Annotated in this window: 14 protein-coding genes; 9 read left to right on the plus strand and 5 right to left on the minus strand. The window is 69.8% G+C overall.

The genetic code is table 11. The features are described 5' to 3' along the window. Positions 1 to 50 precede the first annotated feature (50 nt). Complete coding sequence (locus ACODSY_RS22945) at positions 51 to 833, plus strand: SDR family NAD(P)-dependent oxidoreductase (RefSeq protein WP_488954223.1); 783 nt, start codon at positions 51 to 53, stop codon at positions 831 to 833. A 7-nt stretch (positions 834 to 840) separates the two neighbouring features. Here the strand turns inward: ACODSY_RS22945 and ACODSY_RS22950 are convergent, their stop codons facing one another. Beyond that, the gene (locus ACODSY_RS22950) at positions 841 to 1,701 is read right to left on the minus strand and encodes a helix-turn-helix transcriptional regulator (protein WP_488954224.1); all 861 of its coding nucleotides are present in this window, start codon (positions 1,699 to 1,701) and stop codon (positions 841 to 843) included. Positions 1,702 to 1,782: 81 nt separating this feature from the next. Between ACODSY_RS22950 and ACODSY_RS22955 the strand changes: the two genes are divergently transcribed. Then, a complete protein-coding gene (locus ACODSY_RS22955; protein ID WP_488954225.1) occupies positions 1,783 to 2,670 on the plus strand; it encodes an SDR family oxidoreductase in 888 nt (295 codons plus the stop codon). Here ACODSY_RS22955 and ACODSY_RS22960 read toward each other — a convergent pair. Together ACODSY_RS22960 and ACODSY_RS22965 are read right to left on the minus strand one after the other, a co-directional pair. Next, positions 2,667 to 3,503, minus strand: a complete 837-nt coding sequence (locus tag ACODSY_RS22960; protein ID WP_488954226.1) for a DUF4198 domain-containing protein — start codon at positions 3,501 to 3,503, stop codon at positions 2,667 to 2,669. The two genes, ACODSY_RS22955 and ACODSY_RS22960, sit on opposite strands and share 4 nt — an antisense overlap. A 29-nt stretch (positions 3,504 to 3,532) precedes the next feature. Beyond that, the gene (locus tag ACODSY_RS22965; protein WP_488954227.1) at positions 3,533 to 4,360 is read right to left on the minus strand and encodes a DUF4198 domain-containing protein; all 828 of its coding nucleotides are present in this window, start codon (positions 4,358 to 4,360) and stop codon (positions 3,533 to 3,535) included. A 109-nt stretch (positions 4,361 to 4,469) separates the two neighbouring features. Here ACODSY_RS22965 and ACODSY_RS22970 point away from each other — a divergent pair, with 109 nt between their 5' ends. Further along, positions 4,470 to 5,873, plus strand: coding sequence for a DUF2271 domain-containing protein (locus ACODSY_RS22970; RefSeq protein ID WP_488954228.1), 1,404 nt, complete (start codon positions 4,470 to 4,472; stop codon positions 5,871 to 5,873). Beyond that, complete coding sequence (locus ACODSY_RS22975; protein WP_488954229.1) at positions 5,874 to 6,512, plus strand: PepSY-associated TM helix domain-containing protein; 639 nt, start codon at positions 5,874 to 5,876, stop codon at positions 6,510 to 6,512. Positions 6,513 to 6,529: 17 nt separating this feature from the next. Here ACODSY_RS22975 and ACODSY_RS22980 read toward each other — a convergent pair whose 3' ends face one another. Both ACODSY_RS22980 and ACODSY_RS22985 read right to left on the minus strand, forming a co-directional pair. Further along, positions 6,530 to 9,595, minus strand: a complete 3,066-nt coding sequence (locus tag ACODSY_RS22980; protein WP_488954230.1) for a CHAT domain-containing tetratricopeptide repeat protein — start codon at positions 9,593 to 9,595, stop codon at positions 6,530 to 6,532. Positions 9,596 to 9,631: 36 nt separating this feature from the next. After that, a complete protein-coding gene (locus ACODSY_RS22985; protein WP_488954231.1) occupies positions 9,632 to 10,399 on the minus strand; it encodes a helix-turn-helix transcriptional regulator in 768 nt (255 codons plus the stop codon). A gap of 99 nt (positions 10,400 to 10,498) precedes the next feature. Here ACODSY_RS22985 and ACODSY_RS22990 point away from each other — a divergent pair, with 99 nt between their 5' ends. The 5 genes from ACODSY_RS22990 (at position 10,499) to ACODSY_RS23010 (ending at position 18,166) form a co-directional block, all read left to right on the plus strand. Continuing rightward, entirely contained in the window at positions 10,499 to 12,868 is a 2,370-nt protein-coding gene (locus ACODSY_RS22990; RefSeq protein ID WP_488954232.1) for a TonB-dependent receptor, read from the plus strand. Between the two features lie 14 nt (positions 12,869 to 12,882). Beyond that, positions 12,883 to 14,064, plus strand: a complete 1,182-nt coding sequence (locus ACODSY_RS22995; protein ID WP_488954233.1) for an acyl-CoA dehydrogenase family protein — start codon at positions 12,883 to 12,885, stop codon at positions 14,062 to 14,064. A gap of 13 nt (positions 14,065 to 14,077) precedes the next feature. Further along, on the plus strand, positions 14,078 to 14,497 hold the full coding sequence (locus ACODSY_RS23000) for a MerR family transcriptional regulator (protein WP_488954234.1): 420 nt from the start codon (positions 14,078 to 14,080) through the stop codon (positions 14,495 to 14,497). Next, positions 14,494 to 15,216 (plus strand): TetR/AcrR family transcriptional regulator, encoded by a 723-nt coding sequence (locus ACODSY_RS23005; RefSeq protein ID WP_488954235.1) that lies wholly within the window; start codon positions 14,494 to 14,496, stop codon positions 15,214 to 15,216. Before ACODSY_RS23000 ends, ACODSY_RS23005 begins: the two co-directional genes overlap by 4 nt. A 190-nt stretch (positions 15,217 to 15,406) precedes the next feature. Further along, positions 15,407 to 18,166: a TonB-dependent receptor gene (locus tag ACODSY_RS23010; protein ID WP_488954236.1), complete on the plus strand. Its 2,760-nt coding sequence runs from the start codon at positions 15,407 to 15,409 to the stop codon at positions 18,164 to 18,166. The last annotated feature ends 191 nt before the right edge of the window (positions 18,167 to 18,357 follow it).

The following is an 18,357-nucleotide window of genomic DNA, read 5'->3' on the forward strand; positions in this document are numbered from 1 at the left end:
GACGCTGCGTGCGGCGGCGCACTGGTCGCGCCTGCCATTCCGGAGCGACCATGAAACTCGACAACACCATCTCGGCCGTCATCACCGGCGGCGCCTCGGGTCTGGGCGCGGCCACGGCCCGTCGTCTGGCCGGCCACGGCGTGAAGGTGGCCCTGTTCGACCTCAACGCCGACCTGGGGGAAGCCCTGGCCAAGGAGATCGGCGGCGTCTTCTGCCAGGCCAACGTCACTTCCACCGAAGAGATCGACGCGGCCTTCGCCAAGGCCCGCGCGGCCCAGGGCCAGGAGCGGATCCTGGTGAACTGCGCGGGCGTCGGGGGCGGGGCCAAGACGGTCTCGCGCGACAAGGAGACCGGTGCGGTGAAGGAATACCCGCTCGAGAACTTCGAGCGCATCGTCCAGATCAATCTGATCGGCACGTTCCGCTGCATCACCAAGAGCGCGGCGGGGATGCTGAGCCTGCCGGTGCTGGACGACGGCGACCGCGGCGCCATCGTGAACACCGCCTCGGTCGCGGCCGAGGACGGGCAGATCGGGCAGGTGGCCTACACGGCTTCCAAGGCGGGCATCGTCGGCATGACCCTGACCATCGCCCGCGACCTTTCCAGCGAGGCGATCCGCATCAACACCATTCTGCCGGGCATCTTCGACACACCGCTGCTGGCGCGCGCCGCTGAGCATGTGAAGGCCGGGCTGTCGGCCTCGGTGCCGTTCCCCAAGCGCCTGGGCCAGGCCGAGGAGTATGCCCAGCTCGCCGAGACGATGATCACCAACGGCTATTTCAACGGCGAGGACGTCCGGCTGGACGGCGCGATCCGGATGCAGCCGCGGTAGCGGCGGGTCAGGCGACCTTCGCCACCGGCGGAAGCGTGTTCAGATGTGCGCGGATCCGGTCGGCGTCGGCGGCCGTGGCGGGGTTGTAGACCACCATCCCCAGATCCGGGCGGCCGTCGACGCTGAAGGCGGAGTACTCGAAGGCGACCTCGCCCAGGATCGGGTGGCGCAGGCGCTTCAGGCCCTCGCCGTAGGTGCGCACATCGTTCTCGCGCCAGAGCGCCTGGAATTCGGGGCTCATGCGGCTGAGTTCGTCGACCAGCGCGGTCACTTCCGCCGCCGCGCCGGCCCGCGTGGCGTCGGCCCGGAAGGCGGCGACGACGAAGCGCGCCACGTTCTCCCAGTCGTACTGCGCCGCCCGCACGGCGGGGTCGCCGAAGATCAGGCGCAGGATGTTCCGCCGCCCCGGGGGAAGCGCGCCGTAATCGGAGAGGACGAGCGTCGCCGCCCGGTTCCAGGCGACCACGTCCCAGGTGGCGGTCCGGACCAGTGCAGGGCTCAGTTCGAAAGCGTCCAGCAACCGCTGAAGCCGGGGCGTCACGCCCTCGCTCGACTGGTAGCGAACCTCCGGCGGATGGCCGAGGCCGATCAGGAACAGGTGCTCGCGCTCGACGTCGGTCAGCAGCAGCGCCCGGGCGATCCGGTCCAGCACGTCGGCGGACGGCGCGCCGCCTCGCCCCTGCTCCAGCCAAGTGTACCAGGTGGCGCTGATGTTGGCCCGCTGGGCGACCTCCTCGCGACGCAGCCCCGGCGTGCGCCGGCGCGTTGCGGAGAGGCCAAAAGCGGCTGGATCCAGCCTGGTGCGGCGATCCCGAAGATAGGCGCCCAGCGCGTTGTCGGTCACGGCGTCGACCAGCCTGTTAGTCATTATACCCTTATAATATCACAACTTTACCAGTAATAGCGGCGGCGAGAGAAGGTCCCTGACCAGAGTGTCAGGAGATATCTCATGCGTGTTTTCGTTACCGGCGCAACGGGCTTCGTAGGATCGGCGGTCGTGAAGGACCTGCTGGCCGCGGGCCATGAGGTCCTCGGCCTTGCCCGCTCTGAGGCCGGAGCCACGGCGCTTTCGGCGGCAGGCGCCCAGGTCCATCGCGGCGACCTAGCCGATCTCGAGAGCCTGCGAAGCGGCGCGGGCTGGGCGGACGGCGTGATCCACACGGCCTTCAACCATGATTTCTCGAAGTTCGCCGACAACGCCGCCGAGGATCGCCGGGCCATCGAGACGTTGGGCGCCGTCCTGCAGGGCTCGGATCGTCCGCTGCTGGCCACCTCGGGCCTGGCCGGCTTGGCGCAGGGGCGGCTAGCCACGGAGGGCGACGTCCCGCCGCCGCCGGCGCCCGAGTGGCCGCGCGCCTCGGAGACCGCGATCGCGGAGGTCGCCGCGCGCGGCGTGCGCGCCTCCGTGGTGCGGCTGCCGCCGTCGACGCACGGCCGGGGCGACCACGGGTTCGTCCCGATCCTGATCGACATCGCCCGCAAGGCCGGCGTCTCGGCCCATGTGGGCGACGGCTCGAACCGCTGGCCCGCGGCGCACCGGACGGATGCCGCGCAGGTGTTCCGACTGGCCCTGGAGGAGGGCGCGACCGCAAGCGCCTATCACGCCATTGCGGAAGAGAGCGTCGCCTTCCGCTCGATCGCCGAAGCCATCGGCCGCGGCCTTGGCGTCCCGGTCGTCGGTGTTCCGCCTGAGAAGGCCGTGGAGCACTTCGGCTGGTTCGCCATGTTCGCGGGCGCCGACATCCCGGCCAGCAGCGCGCTCACGCGCTCGCGGCTGGGGTGGTCGCCGACCGGCCCCGACCTGATCGCGGACATGGAGAGCGGCGGCTACTTCTAGCGGGTGACCTCGAAGGTCAGGGTGTAGACGCTGCTCCTGGCCACCGGCTCGCGGGCGCCCTCAGCGCGGATCGGGTAGTGGACCTCCAACACATAGGCGCCGGGCTGGGTGAAGGTCACCGCCCCGGCGCCGTCGGCGGCGGTCTTGGCCACGTGGCTGAACTTCTTCTCGGCGTAGATGTCGCCGGCGCGGGCGATGTGGAACTCGACGCCGGAGAGGGGCTTGCCGTCGTTCAGCAGGCGGAACTTGAAGGCGTCGCCGACGAAGATTTCGTTGGGGTGGGTGACCGGCTCTACCTCGACGCCCTGGCCGGTCGGCTTCAGCGCGCCGCGGCTGGGGGCGCCCTTGGTGACGTAGGTGTCGGCGCGCAGGTAGCTGACCGAGGTCATGGTCTCGGCGCCGGCCGGGATCGCCGACTCTTCGATCGCGCGGGCGCCGCCCGGGCCGCCAGCGGGCACGCCGGACGGACGCACCATCTTCCAGACGCCGTCGACCCTAGCCCACTTGGCTTGCCGGCCGGCGCGCTCGCCGGTCGAAAGGCGCCAGGTGCCGTCGGCGGGCAGGGAGAATTCGACCGCCGCGTATTCCTTCAGCATAGTCACGCCGTCTGCCTTCACCGGCGCGCCCGAGGGGCCGGTGGCCCAGTAGTCGCCCTGGCCGCGGATCGGGAAGTCGGGGACGAAGAAATTGGTCTCGGACAGTGCGCCCTGGACCGTCACGAACGGCCGGTCCGGCGCGAACGTCGTCGGCGCGAGATAGGGCGTATGCGCCTGGGCGGCGCCCGCGAGGGCGAGGCCGCCGATGATGCCGGCGAGCAGGGCGTTGCGGCGCATGATGGAAAATCTCCGAAGGAATTCAGGGCTCAGCGCGAGACTTCGAACGTCAGGCTGTAGGTGGTGGTCTTGGCGACCGGGACCATCGGTTGGCCCGCGACGCGGCCGGGCCAGGTCGCGACCAGGACGTAGACGCCAGCGTCTTCGATGTTGAGCGAGACCGCGCCGTCCGCGCCCGCGCGGGCCGAGTTCGTGTAGCGCTTCTCCTCGTAGAAATCGCCGCCGCGATAGACGGCGTAGGCGACGTCGCCCACCGGCTTGCCGTCGTTGAGGAAGCGCAGCTTGAGGGGGTCGCCGGCGAAGATCTCATTGGGATGGGTGAGGAGCTCGGCCTCGAAGCCCTGGCCCGTCGGCTTGACCGCGCCGCGGTCCGGCGCCCCTCGGGTGACGTAGGTCTCAGCGCGCAGGTAGGAGGCGGCGGTCATCGTCTCTGCGCCGGGCGGCACTGCGGATTCCTCGACCCCACGGCCGCCACTGCCGCCGGCCGGGCGGACCATCTTCCACTCGCCCTCGATCTTGGCCCACTTGGCCGTGCGGCCGGGACGCTCGCCCGTGGTGATGCGATAGGTGCCGGGGCCGGGCAGGGCGGCCTCGACGACCGAGAATTCCTTGTGGTTCGTGGCGGATGCCGCCTTCACCGCCTGGCCGTTCGGCCCGACGACCCAATAGTCGCCCTCGCCACGGATCGGGAAGTCCATGGCGAAGAACTGGTCGGCGGCCATCCCCGACTCTAGGGTGACGAAGTCGCGCTTGGGACTGAACGTGGTGGGTTTGATGTACGGCATGTGCGCCGCAGTCGCCGCCTGGGCGACCAGAAGGGCGCCGACGACGCCCATAACACCCGCTGCACGCAGCATTTTCACGCCTCCACCTGAGCCATGTCTTGCTAATGCGAACTATTCGCACATACAAGGGCCGCAGCAGGTTTTTGGGCGGTCTCGTCCGCCACTTCAGTCCGGAGCCCTAATGTCGTCGCTTCTCGCCGCGTCCGCCCTCCTGGCCAGCGTTTCGGCCCCGAGCGAGGCGCCCGCGCAGACCTGGTCGTTCCATCTGGATCACGTGCTGGGCACGTCGTTCGACATGGCGGTGGAAGCCGGCAGCCGCGCTGAGGCCGAGTTCGCCTTCGCGGCCGCCACAGGCGAGATCGCCCGGCTGGACCGGGTGCTGAGCGGCTGGCGCGACGACAGCGAGCTGTCGTCGCTGAACCGCGTGGCCGAGCGCAAGGTGTCTCCCGACCTCTTCGCCGTGCTGTCGGCCTGCGAGGCCTGGCGGACGAAGACCGGCGGCGCGTTCAGTGGTCGGCTGGGCGAGGCGGAAGGCCTGTCGTCGGCTGAGGCGATCTGCGCCGCTGCTGGCCGCGCCGAAGCCGCCGACGTGGGCCTGGACCGGGCGACGCGCACGGTGCTTCGGCCCGACGATGTGCGCTTCGCGCCGGACGGCTTGGCCAAGGGCTACGTGATCGACGCGGCGATGGCCGCCGCGCGCCGCGCCGCCCCCTGCGCACGGGCGATGATGATCGACATCGGCGGCGACATCGCCTGTTCCGGCGACCGTGCCTGGAGCATCGGCGTGGCCGATCCGGCGAACCTGGCCGACAACGCCGCGCCGGCCGAGGTGGTGCGTGTCTCGAACCGCGCGCTGGCGGTCAGCGGTCCGGGGATGCGCGACCGGCTGGTCGACGGCGTGGCCCGTTCGCACCTGATCGATCCCGCGACCGGCGCCCCCGCGCCCGCCCGCCAGGCCGCCGTTCTGGCTGCCGACGCCGCGACCGCCGACGCGCTGTCCACCGCCCTGGCCGTCATGCCGCGGGATGCGGGCCTGGCGCTGGCCGAGGCGACGCCGGGCATCGAGGCGATGGTGATCGAGGACGGTCAGGCCTGGAAGACCTCAGGTTGGAACGCCTGCCAGGCGGCCGCGCCGCTGCCGGCCGGCTTCCAGGTGGAAGTGGCCTACACCCTGCCGAAGATCGAGGCGGCCAACTACAAGAAGCCGTTCGTGATCGTTTGGGTCACGGACATGGAGAAGAACCCGATCAAGACGCTGCTGGTGCAGGGCACGCGCCAGGACTGGCAGGAAGACAACTACGTTTGGTGGCGCCGGGTCGGGCGCAAGCAGCCGGGGATCGTCGAGGCCGTGGGCAAGCCCACGCGGGCGCCCGGCAGGTACACCGTGGGCTGGGATGGGACGGACGCCAACGGCAAGCGCGTGGCGCAGGGCAAGTACCTGATCAACGTCGAGGCCGCCCGCGAGCACGGCGGTCACGCCTACCAGGCGATCCAGGTGATGCTGGGCGCGGCGCCGGCCACCGCAGCCGCGCCGGGCAAGGACGAACTGGGCGCGACGCAGGTCCGGTACGGGAAGTCGAAGTAAGTGAAGGCCGACGCCGAACCCAAGGCTGCCAAGAGGCGCATCAACTGGAAGGTCGAGATCTACCGGCAATCGCGCGCCTGGCACGGCTACCTGTCGGCCTTCGCGTTCCTCGCGCTGATCTTCTTCGCCATCACCGGCCTGCTGTTGAACCACCCAGAGTGGACGACCACCGACAAGGAACAGCCGTCCAGGGAGACGACGGTCACCCTGGCCGCGGCCGACCTCGCGACTGCCAAGGTCGCCAATGACCCCGCGAAGGCGCTTGGAGAAGCCGTGGGCCGCAAGACCCCGCTGATCGGCGCCTGGCAGAGCGGCGAGGTGATCGACGAGGAGGCCCAACTCCGCTTCGAAGGGCCCAAAGGCTCGTCGGACGTGGTCGTGGACCTGGCGACCGGCAAGGCCGAGGTGGAGACGAAGCGCGCCCGGCTGATCGACACCATCAACGAACTGCACCGGGGCAAGAATTCGGGCGGGGCGTGGAAGGCGGTGATCGACGCCTCGGCGATCGTCATCCTGCTGCTGTCGGTGATTGGCTATGTGCTGTTCTTCAGCCTGCGCTTCCGGCTCCGGACCAGCCTGATCCTGACGGGGGTGAGCCTGGCCGGTCTGGTCGGCGTAGTGGTCTGGTTCACGCCATAGGCCTGGCCGTCACGACCCTAGGCGTCCGCGGCGATCACGACGAAGGGCGCCCAGTAGGCGGGATGGGCCCACTCGGGCCGCCAGCCGGGCAGGGCGGTCCCGTCGGGGCGGCGGCCGGTGCGGACCACGTGCATGGCCTTCTGCAGGGCCTGAGCCTTCGAGAGGCCCGGGTTCGCCTTCTGGATCGCCAGGGTCTGGACGGTCAGCGCGGCGGTCGCGTCGTCGAAAACCCGCCAATGGCTGACCAGCAGGGCCCGCGCTCCGGCATAGAGGAAGGCGCGGGCGAGGCCTGACAGGCTGTCGGCGCCGGGCGTCCCGTTGCTGCCGGCCGTGTTGCAGGCCGACAGGATTACCCAGTCGGCGGACAGATCCAGCGCCGCGGCCTCGGTGGCCGTCAGCACGCCGTCGTCCTGGGGCGTCGCCTTGGCTGGGGCGCTGAGGACCAGCCCGGGTTCGTCCAGCCCTTTGATCTCGTGGGACAAAAGGCCGTGTGTCGCGATGGCGATGACGCCGGCCTTGGCGAGGTCGGGCGAGGTCTTGATCGACGCTTCCGTCGCCTTGCCGCCCAGCCGCACGCTGGCCGCCGGCGCGCCAAGGGTGCGGGCCATGGCGCGCAGCTCCTTCGCCGTGCCGGGGATGGGGGCGAAGACGCTGTTGATCGCCGTGGGGTCCGCTAGGCCGCGCAGGGCGGGGACCGGCGTATCCATGGCGGGATCGCCATAACCCACGAACGCCCAGCGCTGCGCCGCCGGCCGGCGGGACGGGGCGGTGGCCCTGAGGCTGGCGACCGACGGAAGGGTGGTCAGCGCATAGCGATCCGCCAGCCAGGGGGTGGCCTGTAGCGCCTGGGCGCTGCTCCTTCCGGCCACCGGGGCGGTGGTCGGCAGCAGGCTCAGGGGCAGGCCGCCGAACGCGCCCGAGGCGGTGACGAATAGGCGGTCGACGCCCGGCAGCGCGCTTTCCACCGGCGCGATCAGGTCGCGGTAGAGGCTGTACGCGATCTGCAGGTCGAAGGGCGCGACCTGCCCATCGAGGCGCGCCTTGCCGCCGCAGGCGCCGTCGTCGACCTGGCAACGCAGCGCACGGATGCGGCCCTCCAGCTCGGTCTGCCGACCCTCGAGCCGGTTCCAGCTCACCTTGGTCCGCGAAAGCGCGAAGACGTGGATGTCGTCGCCGGTGGGCACGATGAACAGCATGCCCTCGCCAGGCTTCAGGCGCTTCTGCGCCTCGGCGATCGTCAGCGGGGGCGGAGAGATGGTGTCGGCATAGTTCGGGTTGTCGCGCTGCAGGCGGGCGTCGAGGCTGGCGAGTTCGCGACCCACGGCGTCGAGGGCGGCGCCGACGCGCGCGGCCTTGGCCGGATCGTCCTGCGGCAGGGCGCGGGTGAGCTGACCCTCGATCTGGCGGACCTGGCCGGCGAGGTCCTGGCGCACGCGAGCGTCGCCGGCGGCGGCCTTGCGGGTAAAGGCGGCGCGGGCGGCGGTCTGGGCCAGGGCGCGGGCGGCGGGCGACACCTCCAGGTCCTGGGCGGCGGTGAAGGCCTGATCCTGCAGGCGGCCCATCTGGTTCGGCTGTTCCCTGGACGCCAGCCAGGCCAGGCGCAGGTAGCGCTTGAACATCGGTTCGGCCGCGGCGGGACGGGGCTCGGCATCGGCGCGGGCGCGGCGGATGGCGGCGTCGGGGTCCGAGCCGGCGGCCTTCAGGTCGGCGGAGCGGCGGGCGCGGACGATGGCGACGGCCTTGGAAGACAGGGCTTCGGCCCCGGCGTTGGAGGCCAGGCGGTGCTGGTTCTCGGCCAAGGCGTCGTACGTCGCGGCCGTCAGGGGATGGCGTTCCCCGAGCGTCGCGCGGCGGATCGCCAGCGCCTTGCTCAGCATGGGTTCGGCCTCGCTGTTGCGGCCGCGCGCGTTAAGATCGCTAGCGAGCGCGGCGTAAGCCTGGGCGGTGGCAGGATCGTCCTCGCCGCGGGCGGCGCGGACGATGTCCAGGGCGCGGCGATGCAGGCGTTCGGCCTCGCGCCGTTTGCCCCGCGCGACGAGGTTGTCGCCCAGGGCGCCGTAGCTGGCTCCGGTCTCGGCGTGCTTCTCGCCCAGCAATCGGCGTCGCACCGCCAACGCCTCGCGGAGCAGCGGCTCGGCCTCCTCGGGCCGCTTCTGGGCGTCCAGGTTCGCACCCAAGGCCGCCGCGTCGGCTGCGGTCGCGGGATGACGTGGGCCACGCACGTCGCGGTCGGTGGCCAGGGCCAAACGCAGCAACGGCTCGGCTTCGGTATGGCGCCCCTGGGCCTCCAGGTTCGCGCCCATGCGCGCATAGGCCTGAGCCGTGGCGGCGTCGCGCTCGCCGAACACCTCGCGGCGGATCGCCAGCGAGCGTCGGTGCAACGGCTCCGATTCCGCGAACCGGCCGAGATCGTCGAGGGTGGCGGCCAAGCCTCCCAGGTCGGCGGCGAGCTGGGGGGCCTTTTCGCCAAGCGCCTGGGTGTCGGCCTCGACGGCCAGCCGGTAGAGCGGCTCGGCCTCCCGCGGGTTCGACTGCGCGCGGAGCACGTCCGCGAGCGCAACCGCGGCGGCGGCGGCCTCGACGCTCTTCTGGCCGAACGTGGCGCGGCTGGCGGCGAGCAGGTCGCGCCGCAAAGGCTCGGCTTCAGCGAACCGGCCCCGCCGTTCGAGCAGGCCTGCGAGGTTCGATATGGCCAGCAGGGTCTGGGGATCGCGCAGCCCGAGCACCCTGCGGTCGATCTCCAGCGCTCGGCGATAGAACGGCTCGGCGTCGGAGTCGCGCCCCTGGCGGACCAGGGCCTGGCCGATCCACGACCACGAGACCGCCGTCACGGACGCGTCCGGGCCGTAAGCGCGCTGTTCGATGGCGACGCGACGACGGGTGACCTTCTCGAGCTCGCTCCACTTGCCGGCGGCGCGGGCCACCTCGGCCTGGACGACCAGAGCCTGCCACTGGGCGGTCTCGCGGGCGGTGAGCGCGCGCGGGGCCGCGGCCGCCGCGGCGGCCATCGCCGGCGCATCGGGAAGCGCAACGCACAGCAGCGCCGCGACCGTCACCGCCGCGCGCCAAACTCGGGGACGCATACTCCCGTCCTCTCACGAATCTCCCACGGAGGGACCTTACTCGCTCGCCGCGCGAGTCCGCACGGGACCTGACGCCGCACCGGCCCCCGCCGAGCCGATATAGCCCAGGGTGGCGGCGCGCTGGATCGCCTGCGACCGGCCCGCGACGCGAAGCTTGCGGGCGGCGTTGGTGACATGGAACCGCACGGTTGGCAGCGATATGGCCACAAGCTCGCCGATTTCTGCGTCAGTTTTGCCGGCCGCCGCCCACTTCAGGCACTGGATCTCGCGGCGGGTGAGCTTGGCCGGGGTCTCGTCCGAGCCAGCGATGGCCTCTTCGTAGGTGGCGACGAATCGGAGCGCCAGGATGTGCAGGGTCGCGGCGTGGGCGGTGAAGGCCTGGGCCACATCCAAAGTTTCGTCCGGGGTGGCCCAGATGACCGCGCCGATCACGCCGCCGGGCAGGTACGCGGGCGCCACGATCGCCGCGCCGACGCCGTAGGTATCGATGGGGCCTTCCGCCGTGATGGCGTCCAGCGCACGGTTCGGCCGCCAGGAGGCGAACCGCCCGCCCGCGAAGTAGAACGGCTCGGAACAGGCCCGCGAGGCGTGGATAAAGGCTGCGCGCAGGGCGAAGCCGTGATCCTCCCAGTAGCGCAGGTCGGGGTCGATCCAGCGGAACAGGGTCTCGGCGAACGGCCGGCCATCCGCGCCGGTGGGCGGGACGGTCGAGGAGATGTCGTTGGCCGCCGCGACGTAAGGCAGGCCGATCTGGGCGCCGGCCGCCACGATGTCGCGCGCCAGAGCCTCGGCGTCGGTAAGCAAGCGGGCTCCCCCTATCACTTCCGCTAGCTTGTTCGGTACCGTCCGCGCCCGCAAGCTTGCACCTAAGAACAACGCCCACAGAGGGCGAGGGGAGGAATGATGAAGTTGCGTAAGTGGGCGCCGTCGGCCGCCGTTCTGGCGGTTTTCTGCGTTGCGGGTGGAGCTCAAGCCGCCGAGGCCGAGGTCGCCGAGGTGGACGCGGTGATCGTCACCGCCCAGAAGCGCGAGCAGAACCTGCAGGACGTGCCCATCGTCGTGAACGTGGTGTCGGGCCAGCAGCTCCAGGACGCGGGGGTCCGCGACGTGAAGGATCTGCAGGTCCTGACCCCGGGCCTCAGCGTGACCTCGTCCACCGGCAGCGCCCAGACCTCCATCCGCATCCGCGGCGTCGGCACCATCGGTGACAACCCAGGCCTCGAATCCTCGGTCGGCACCGTGATCGACGGCGTCTACCGCGCCCGTAGCGGCGTGGCGTTCGGCGACCTGGGCGAGCTGGAGCGCATCGAGGTGCTGAAGGGGCCGCAGGGCACCGTGTTCGGCAAGAACACCTCGGCCGGCGTCATCAACGTGATCACCAAGGCGCCCGAATTCGACTTCGGGGCCAACGCCGAACTGACCTACGGCAACTACGATCAGCGCGGCTTCGCGGCCGGCGTTACCGGCCCGATCAGCGAGACCCTGGCCGGCCGCGTCTTCGCCGCCATCCGCAAGCGCGACGGCTTCAACCAGGTGCGCAATGGCGCGGGGCCCAGCTCGCAGTCGCGCAACGACGACCAGGATGTCTCGACGATCCGCGGGCAACTGCTGTGGCTGCCGACCGACAGCCTGACGGTCAAGGCGATGGTGGACTACACCAAGCGTGACGAGCACTGCTGCCTCACGGCCACGACCCTCGTCGGCGCGACCGGCGCGCTGATCGACGCGCTCGCCGCCGACGAAGGCACGCTGCGTCCGGCCGACCCCTTCCGCCGCCTCGTCTACGCCAACCGGGAGTCGAACCAGAAGCTGACCGACAAGGGCCTGTCGCTGCAGGCGGACTTGGAGATCAATCCTGACGTCACCCTGACCTCTATCACCGCCTGGCGCGGCTGGAAGAACCTGCAGGGCGCCGACATCGACTTCTCGTCGGCCGATATCTGGTACCGGCCCAGCGACGGCCGGACCTTCGGCAAGTTCGAGACCTTCTCGCAGGAAGTTCGCCTGGCCGGACGCTCCGGTCCGGTCGACTGGATGGTCGGCGGCTACTATTCGGACGAGCAGCTCGACACCAGCGCCTTCACCCCTTGGGGCACGGCTTACGAAACCTATTTCGGCCTTCTGCTTTCGGGCGGCGCAAACCCCGCCACCGTCTCGGCGCTGACCGGCATTCCGGTCGGCCAGAACTTCATTCCGGGGACGGGCGCCTACGACCGGTTCGACCACTCGAACAAGGGCTGGGCGCTCTTCACCAACAACACCTGGCATGTCACCGACGCGCTCGAGCTGACCTTCGGCCTGCGCTACAGCGACGACACCAAGAAGGTGTTCTCGCAGTACCGGAACACGGCCCCGGGGCTGGCTTGCGCCGCGGCGATCGCCCGGCCGATCCCGGCCGCCGCGCGCGCCGCGATCTGCGCACCCGGCGGCGACCCCGCTTTCAACAACGTCGACACCCGCCAGAAGCGCAGCGAGGACCGCCTGGGCGGCACGGCCAAGGCCAGCTACCGGTTCAATCCGAAGCTGATGACCTATGTGTCGTACGCCAACAGCCACAAGAGCGGCGGCTTCAACCTGGACCGCGCCCGGCTTGGGGCCGGCGTGATCAATCCCGACACCAGCTTCGCGGCCGAGACGGTCGAGAGCTATGAGGCCGGGTTCAAGAGCCAGCTCTTCGAGAACCGGCTGATCCTGAACGCCGCGGCCTTCGACCAGACGTTCGAGAACTTCCAACTGAACACCTTCACGGGCATCAGCTTCGTGGTGGCCTCGATCCCGAAGGTGACGTCCAAGGGCGTCGACCTGGATGCTGTTTGGCGCACGCCGGTCCGGGGCCTAACGGCCACGGGTGGGGTGACATACGCGGTGACCCAGTTCGGCAACTTCACCCCAACCGCGGGCATCGGCCCGCGGCTGCCGACGTCGCGCCTGTCGTACGCGCCGCTGTGGTCGGCGTCGTGGTCGGCGGTCTATGAGAACCAGATCGCCGACGGGCTGCGCCTGCGGGCCAGCCTCTCGGGGCGCTACACCTCGGCGTACAACACCGGCTCGAACCTGGATCCGCTCAAGAACCAGAAGGAGCTGACGCTCTGGAACGGCCGGGTCGGCATCGGGTCTGAAAGCGAAAGCTGGACGCTCGAGCTGTTCGCGCAGAACCTGACGAACGAGAAGTACTATCAGGTCGTCGTGGACCAGCCGTTGCAGTCGGGCACCTTCGCGGCGTTCCTGGGTGCGCCGCGGACCTACGGCGTCACGTTAAGGTCCAAGTTCTAGGGGAGCGTCGGCACGTGGACCTGGAGCTCACCGCCTCCGACCTGGCTTTCCGCGATGAGGTGCGGGCGTTCCTCGACGCCAGCCTCACGCCCGAGCTGCGCCGGGCCGGTGAGCGCCTGACCAGCGTGTTCTGCGAGCCGCGCTACAGCCTGCCCTGGCAGAAGATCCTGCATGCCAAGGGCTGGGCCGCGCCGGCCTGGCCCAAGGAATACGGTGGGCCGGGCTGGAGCGAGGTGCAGCGGGCGATCTTCGCCGCCGAGTGCGCGCGAGCCGGGACGCCCAGCCTGTCGCCGATGGGCCTGAAGATGGTGGGCCCGGTGATCATGGGCTACGGCACGCCCGAGCAGAAGGCGTTCTATCTGCCGCGCATCCTCTCCGGCGAGGACTACTGGTGCCAGGGCTACTCGGAACCAGGCTCCGGCTCGGATCTCGCGTCGCTACAGCTTCGCGCCGTAAGCGACGGAGATCATTACGTTCTCGACGGGTCCAAGATCTGGACGACCCACGCCCAGTTCGCCAACCGGATGTTCTGCCTGGTGCGGACCTCGACCGAGGGCAAGCCGCAGCAGGGCATCACCTTCCTGCTGCTGGAGATGAACACGCCCGGGATCTCGGTGAAGCCGATCATCACCCTGGCCGGCGAGCACGAGGTGAACCAGGTATTCTTCGACGGCGTGCGCGTGCCCAAGGCCAACCGGATCGGCGAGGAGAACCAGGGCTGGACGGTGGCCAAGTACCTGCTGGAGTTCGAGCGGGGTGGTGGCTCCGCGCCGGGTCTGCAGGTCGGCCTGGAGCGGGCGCAGCGGATCGCCACGGCGGCGCTGGGCGACGATCCCGCGCACCGGCGGCGACTGGCCGAGGCCGCCATCGCGGTGACCGCCATCGACATGTCGGAGCGGATGGTGCTGTCGGCGCTGGCCGGCGGCAAGAACCCGGGCCCCGCCTCGTCGATGCTGAAGATCAACGGCACCGAGGCCATGCAGCGGATCGACGAGATCTCGATCGCGGCGCTGGGATCCTACGCCGGCGTCGACCAGCCCGAGGCCCGCGAGCCGGGCTCGAACGTCGCGGCGATCGGGCCGGACGAAGGCCTCGTCGCCATGCCGCGCTACCTGAACAATCGGGCCGCCTCGATCTACGGCGGCTCCAACGAGATCCAGAGGGACATCATCGCCCGGCTCGTGCTGGGGCTGTGAGGAGGAAAGACAGATGTCGACGTTCCTGAACCTGCGCCGTCCGCCCTATCGGACCTATTCGATCACCCAGCTCTGCCGCGAGTTCGGCGCGACGCCGCGCGCGCTGCGCTTCTACGAGGAGCAGGGGCTGCTGTCGCCGGCGCGGCGCGACACCTCCCGCGTCTATTCCTACAAGGACCGGGCGCGGTTGCAGCTGATCATGCGGGGCCGCCGCGTCGGGCTCTCCATCGCCGAGATCCGCGACATCCTCGACACCTACGACGAGGAGGGCCCCGCGTCGCAGGACGCCGAGGCCCTGCGCATCCACCGCCGTCGCATCGAGCAGCTGCAGCAGCAGCGCCAGCATGTGGACGAGGCGATCAACGAGTTGAAAGCGGCCGCGGCTCATCTCGAGTGCAAGTACCCGAGCCTCAAGACCGAGCTGGACTCATGACCCTATCGGGCGGCGATCCCGGACGAGCGCCGCAGTGGCGCGAGGCCCGGCGCCAGCCCGTCCGCCCCGCCGTCGCCAGGGTGACGCTGGAGCCCCGCAAGCTGCCGCGTCAGGCCCGCGCCCGGGCGACCTTCGACGCGATCGTGGACGCCTGCGGCCAGGTCCTGGCGATTGGTCCCTACGAAGCGCTGACCACCAACTGCATCTCCGAGCGGGCCGGCGTCAGCATTGGCACCCTCTACGAGTATTTCCCGAACCGTGAGTCCATCGTGGCCGCGCTCGCCGCCAACTCGTGCGCCCGTCTGGTGGCGCGCATGGAGCAGGCGATCCTGGAGACGGCCGGCATGGGCCAGCTCGAAGGCGCCGAGCACTTGCTGATGGCTGGCGTCGAGGCGTTGGGCAGCCGCCAGAACGCGTTCAAGGTGATGTTGCGCGAAGCGCCGTTCGTGACGACCCTGCCGGCGATGACGCAGGCGCGGGCCGCGCTGACCGGGCTGTGCCAGGCGATCCGCGCGTGCTCGGCGGACCGGTTGAACCTGCCGGAGCCGGAGGCCGACACCTGGCTGATCTCCCAGATGCTGTTCAACGCGATGCTTGAGATCGCCTTCCTGGATTCCGACGAGGCGGAGCGGCGCCTGCTGTGCCACGAACTGGCGATCATGACCTGCCGGATGGCGCTAGGTCATGACGTCACGGAAGGCCTGCCCGCGCCCCACTGACATATCCGAGCAACCCTGCCGCGCAGGCGCTCGCCCTCTCGGAGAACGGCATCGGCCGAACCCGAGTATGCCATGTTTTCGAGAGGCCCATACTTCCTCGCAAGGGAGGGGGAACGGCCGCTGAAACGGCCATCCGAACCTCCATCGAAAGACCCCAGGGGAAACATCCGAGGGGCATGGGAGGATGCGGATGCAAGCCACGTTTCGGGGCGCGCTCGCGCTCGGAGTCTCCACGGCCGCCATGCTGGCGGCGCAGCCCGCGCTGGCCCAGGCCAGGCCGGCCGCCAACGTCATCCAGGAACTGGTCGTCACCGCCCAGCGGCGCGAACAGAGCATCCAGGACGTCCCGATCGCCGTGTCGGCGTTTTCCGACGAGGCGCTGAAGGAGCAGCGGATCGAGGGCGGTCGCGACCTGTTGCTCGCGGTGCCCAACGTCACTTTCAGCCGCGGCAACTTCGGCGGCTACAACTTCCAGATCCGGGGCATCGGCACCAAGCTGGTGGCGACGAGCGCCGACGCGGCCATCGGCGTTCACGAGAACAACGTGCCGCTGACCGCCAACAATCTGGCGGACTCGAACTTCTACGACGTGGAGCGGATCGAGGTGCTGCGCGGGCCCCAGGGCACGCAGTTCGGCCGCAACACCACCGGCGGCCTGATCAACATCATCAGCGCCAAGCCGGTCGACACCTTCCAGGGGCGGCTGACGGCGGAATACGGCAACTACCAGAACAAGCAGGCCAACGGCTTCCTCAACGTGCCGCTGACCGACTGGCTGTATGTGCGGGCGGCGGGCTCGTGGGTGGATCGCGACGGCTACGGCCGCAACCTGGTCACGGGCAACCGGATCGATGGCCGCGACCTGTGGTCCAGCCGGATCAGCGTGCGCTTCAAGCCGAACGACCGCTTCACCGCCGATCTGATGTGGGAGCACTTCAAGGAAGACGACGACCGCGCCCGGGTCGCCAAGCAGCTCTGCATCAAGGACCCGGGCCTCACCAGCGTGGGTGGCGTGGCGACCAACCTGCCGGGCCGAGCGACGCAAGCCTATCTCAGCCAGGGCTGTGTGCCCGGCAATCTGCGGGGCGCCAACGCGCTGCAGGCGGTCAACAGCGCCGCGACCCTGGGCGGGGGGCTCGGCATCCTGACAGGCCTGATCACCGGCGACGCCTATGCCGGGAAGGCCCAGGACCCGAACCTGCGCAACATCGAGTCGGCCTTCGACCCGATGTACCGGTCCAAGGGCGATATCATCATGCTGTCGCTGGCCTACCAGCTGGCCGACCAGCTACAGCTCACGTTCACGGGCAGCTACGCCGACGGGAACGGCTCCAGCCAGGCGGACTACAACCGCACCACCCCCACGCAGACCTTCAACGTCACGCCCATTTCGCCGGGCGGCGTCTTCAACGATCCGCAGGTTGGGCCGTCGAACCAGTTCCGCACCATCGACTTCACCTTCGGGCAGAGCGTCCAGCGCACCTACGAGCTGCGGCTGCAGTCGTCGTTCGAGGGACCGTTCAATTTCAGCCTCGGCGCCAGCTACCTGCGTTTCCGGTCGCAGAGCGACTATGTGGTGACCAGCAATACCCTGACCGCCGTCGCCATCGGTCTGTTCAACGCGGCGACGCCGGGTTGTGCGCTCAACGGGTCGCTGACCACGCCGCAGTGCGTCTACGTGGACCCGAACGCCATCCCCGATGGGTCCGGGCACAACTACTTCGACAATCGGACGCGCTATCAGATCGGCTCGTACGCAGCGTTCGGTGAAGCCTCTTACGAGTTCACGCCCGAGTTCCGGGTGACGGCGGGCCTGCGCTACACCGACGACAACAAGAAGGCCCAGCCGTTCCAGCCCGGCCTGTTCCTGCCGGGTTCGGGCCTCGCGGCGCTGCCGCAGCAGAAGGCCTCGTTCACCGAGCTGACCGGGCGGCTCAACGCCGAATGGTCGCCGGACCTGGGCTTCACCGACAAGAGCCTGTTCTACGCCTCCTACGCCCGCGGCTACAAAGGCGGCGGCTTCAACCCGCCGCAGTCGGCCGGGCAGAACCTGTTCCCGGAGACCTATGAGCCAGAGTTCATCAACGCCTTCGAGATCGGGTCCAAGAACACGCTGATGGGCGGCGCGCTGGTGCTGAACGCGACCGGCTTCTACTACGACTACAAGGGCTACCAGGTTTCCCAGATCATCCAGCGGACCTCGGTGAACGTGAACATCGACGCCAAGATCTGGGGGGCCGAGTTCGAAGCGCTGTGGGAGCCGGTCCAGAACCTGCGCTTCAATGGCCAGCTCGGCTTCCTCGACACCAAGCTGGGCGGGACGGACTCGCTGGATCTGTCGAACCTGACGCAGGGCAATTCGGGCTTCGTCACCGTCAAGAACGGCGGGACCTTCTCGAACTGCATCGCGCCGACCAACCAGGTCGCCGCGCTGCAGGCCCTGATCAACGCGGGCGTCCTGCCGGCCATCGCGATGACCGGCGTGCCGGGACGATCGGATCTGGGCGTCTGCCAGGGCGCCTTCGCGCCGGGGACGCCGCTGTCGGCCCTGGTGGCGGTCACGCCCAGCGGCGGCATCCCGGCGGCGTTGGGAGGCAATCAGCTGCCCAACTCGCCGCACTACACGCTGTCGCTTGGCGCGCAGTACCGGTTCGACCTCGGCGGCGGCTGGACGGCGACGCCACGCGTCGACTTCTACGCCCAGGGCAAGTCGTACGCGCGGATCTTCAATGCCGTGAACGACCGGCTGCGGTCGTACACCAACACCAACGTGTCGCTGATCTTCGACATCCCCGACCTGGGCTGGAACGTGCAGGCCTACGTCAAGAACGTGGGCGACAAGACGGTGGTGACCGACCAGTACCTGACCGACGACACCTCGGGCCTGTTCACCAACATCTTCCTGACCGAACCCCGGCTCTACGGCGTGTCGGTGAGCAAGGCTTTCTGAACGCCCGGCGCAGGGCGCGCGGGCCGGCTCGGGTTCGCAGGCCCGCGAGCGGACGGCGGCCGCTACCCCGGCCTCCGGTGTCCGACTGGCCGTCCGGCGGTTCCGAGCGCCCCGGACGGCCTCTTTCCGCCGGGTCGAGATCTGCCGCGCAATGCGTTGAGATCGTGCAGTTTTCCGCTCGGCGGCTGGAT

The organism is Phenylobacterium sp. FG114, from assembly GCF_057809855.1.

Excerpts from the sequence above, each read along its gene's own strand:
- ACODSY_RS22945 (WP_488954223.1), top strand. The coding sequence starts at position 51 with ATGAAACTCGACAACACCATCTCGGCCGTCATCACCGGCGGCGCCTCG.
- ACODSY_RS22950 (WP_488954224.1), bottom strand. The coding sequence starts at position 1,701 with ATGACTAACAGGCTGGTCGACGCCGTGACCGACAACGCGCTGGGCGCC.
- ACODSY_RS22955 (WP_488954225.1), top strand. The coding sequence starts at position 1,783 with ATGCGTGTTTTCGTTACCGGCGCAACGGGCTTCGTAGGATCGGCGGTC.
- ACODSY_RS22960 (WP_488954226.1), bottom strand. The coding sequence starts at position 3,503 with ATGCGCCGCAACGCCCTGCTCGCCGGCATCATCGGCGGCCTCGCCCTC.
- ACODSY_RS22965 (WP_488954227.1), bottom strand. The coding sequence starts at position 4,360 with ATGCTGCGTGCAGCGGGTGTTATGGGCGTCGTCGGCGCCCTTCTGGTC.
- ACODSY_RS22970 (WP_488954228.1), top strand. The coding sequence starts at position 4,470 with ATGTCGTCGCTTCTCGCCGCGTCCGCCCTCCTGGCCAGCGTTTCGGCC.
- ACODSY_RS22980 (WP_488954230.1), bottom strand. The coding sequence starts at position 9,595 with ATGCGTCCCCGAGTTTGGCGCGCGGCGGTGACGGTCGCGGCGCTGCTG.
- ACODSY_RS22990 (WP_488954232.1), top strand. The coding sequence starts at position 10,499 with ATGAAGTTGCGTAAGTGGGCGCCGTCGGCCGCCGTTCTGGCGGTTTTC.
- ACODSY_RS23000 (WP_488954234.1), top strand. The coding sequence starts at position 14,078 with ATGTCGACGTTCCTGAACCTGCGCCGTCCGCCCTATCGGACCTATTCG.
- ACODSY_RS23005 (WP_488954235.1), top strand. The coding sequence starts at position 14,494 with ATGACCCTATCGGGCGGCGATCCCGGACGAGCGCCGCAGTGGCGCGAG.
- ACODSY_RS23010 (WP_488954236.1), top strand. The coding sequence starts at position 15,407 with ATGCAAGCCACGTTTCGGGGCGCGCTCGCGCTCGGAGTCTCCACGGCC.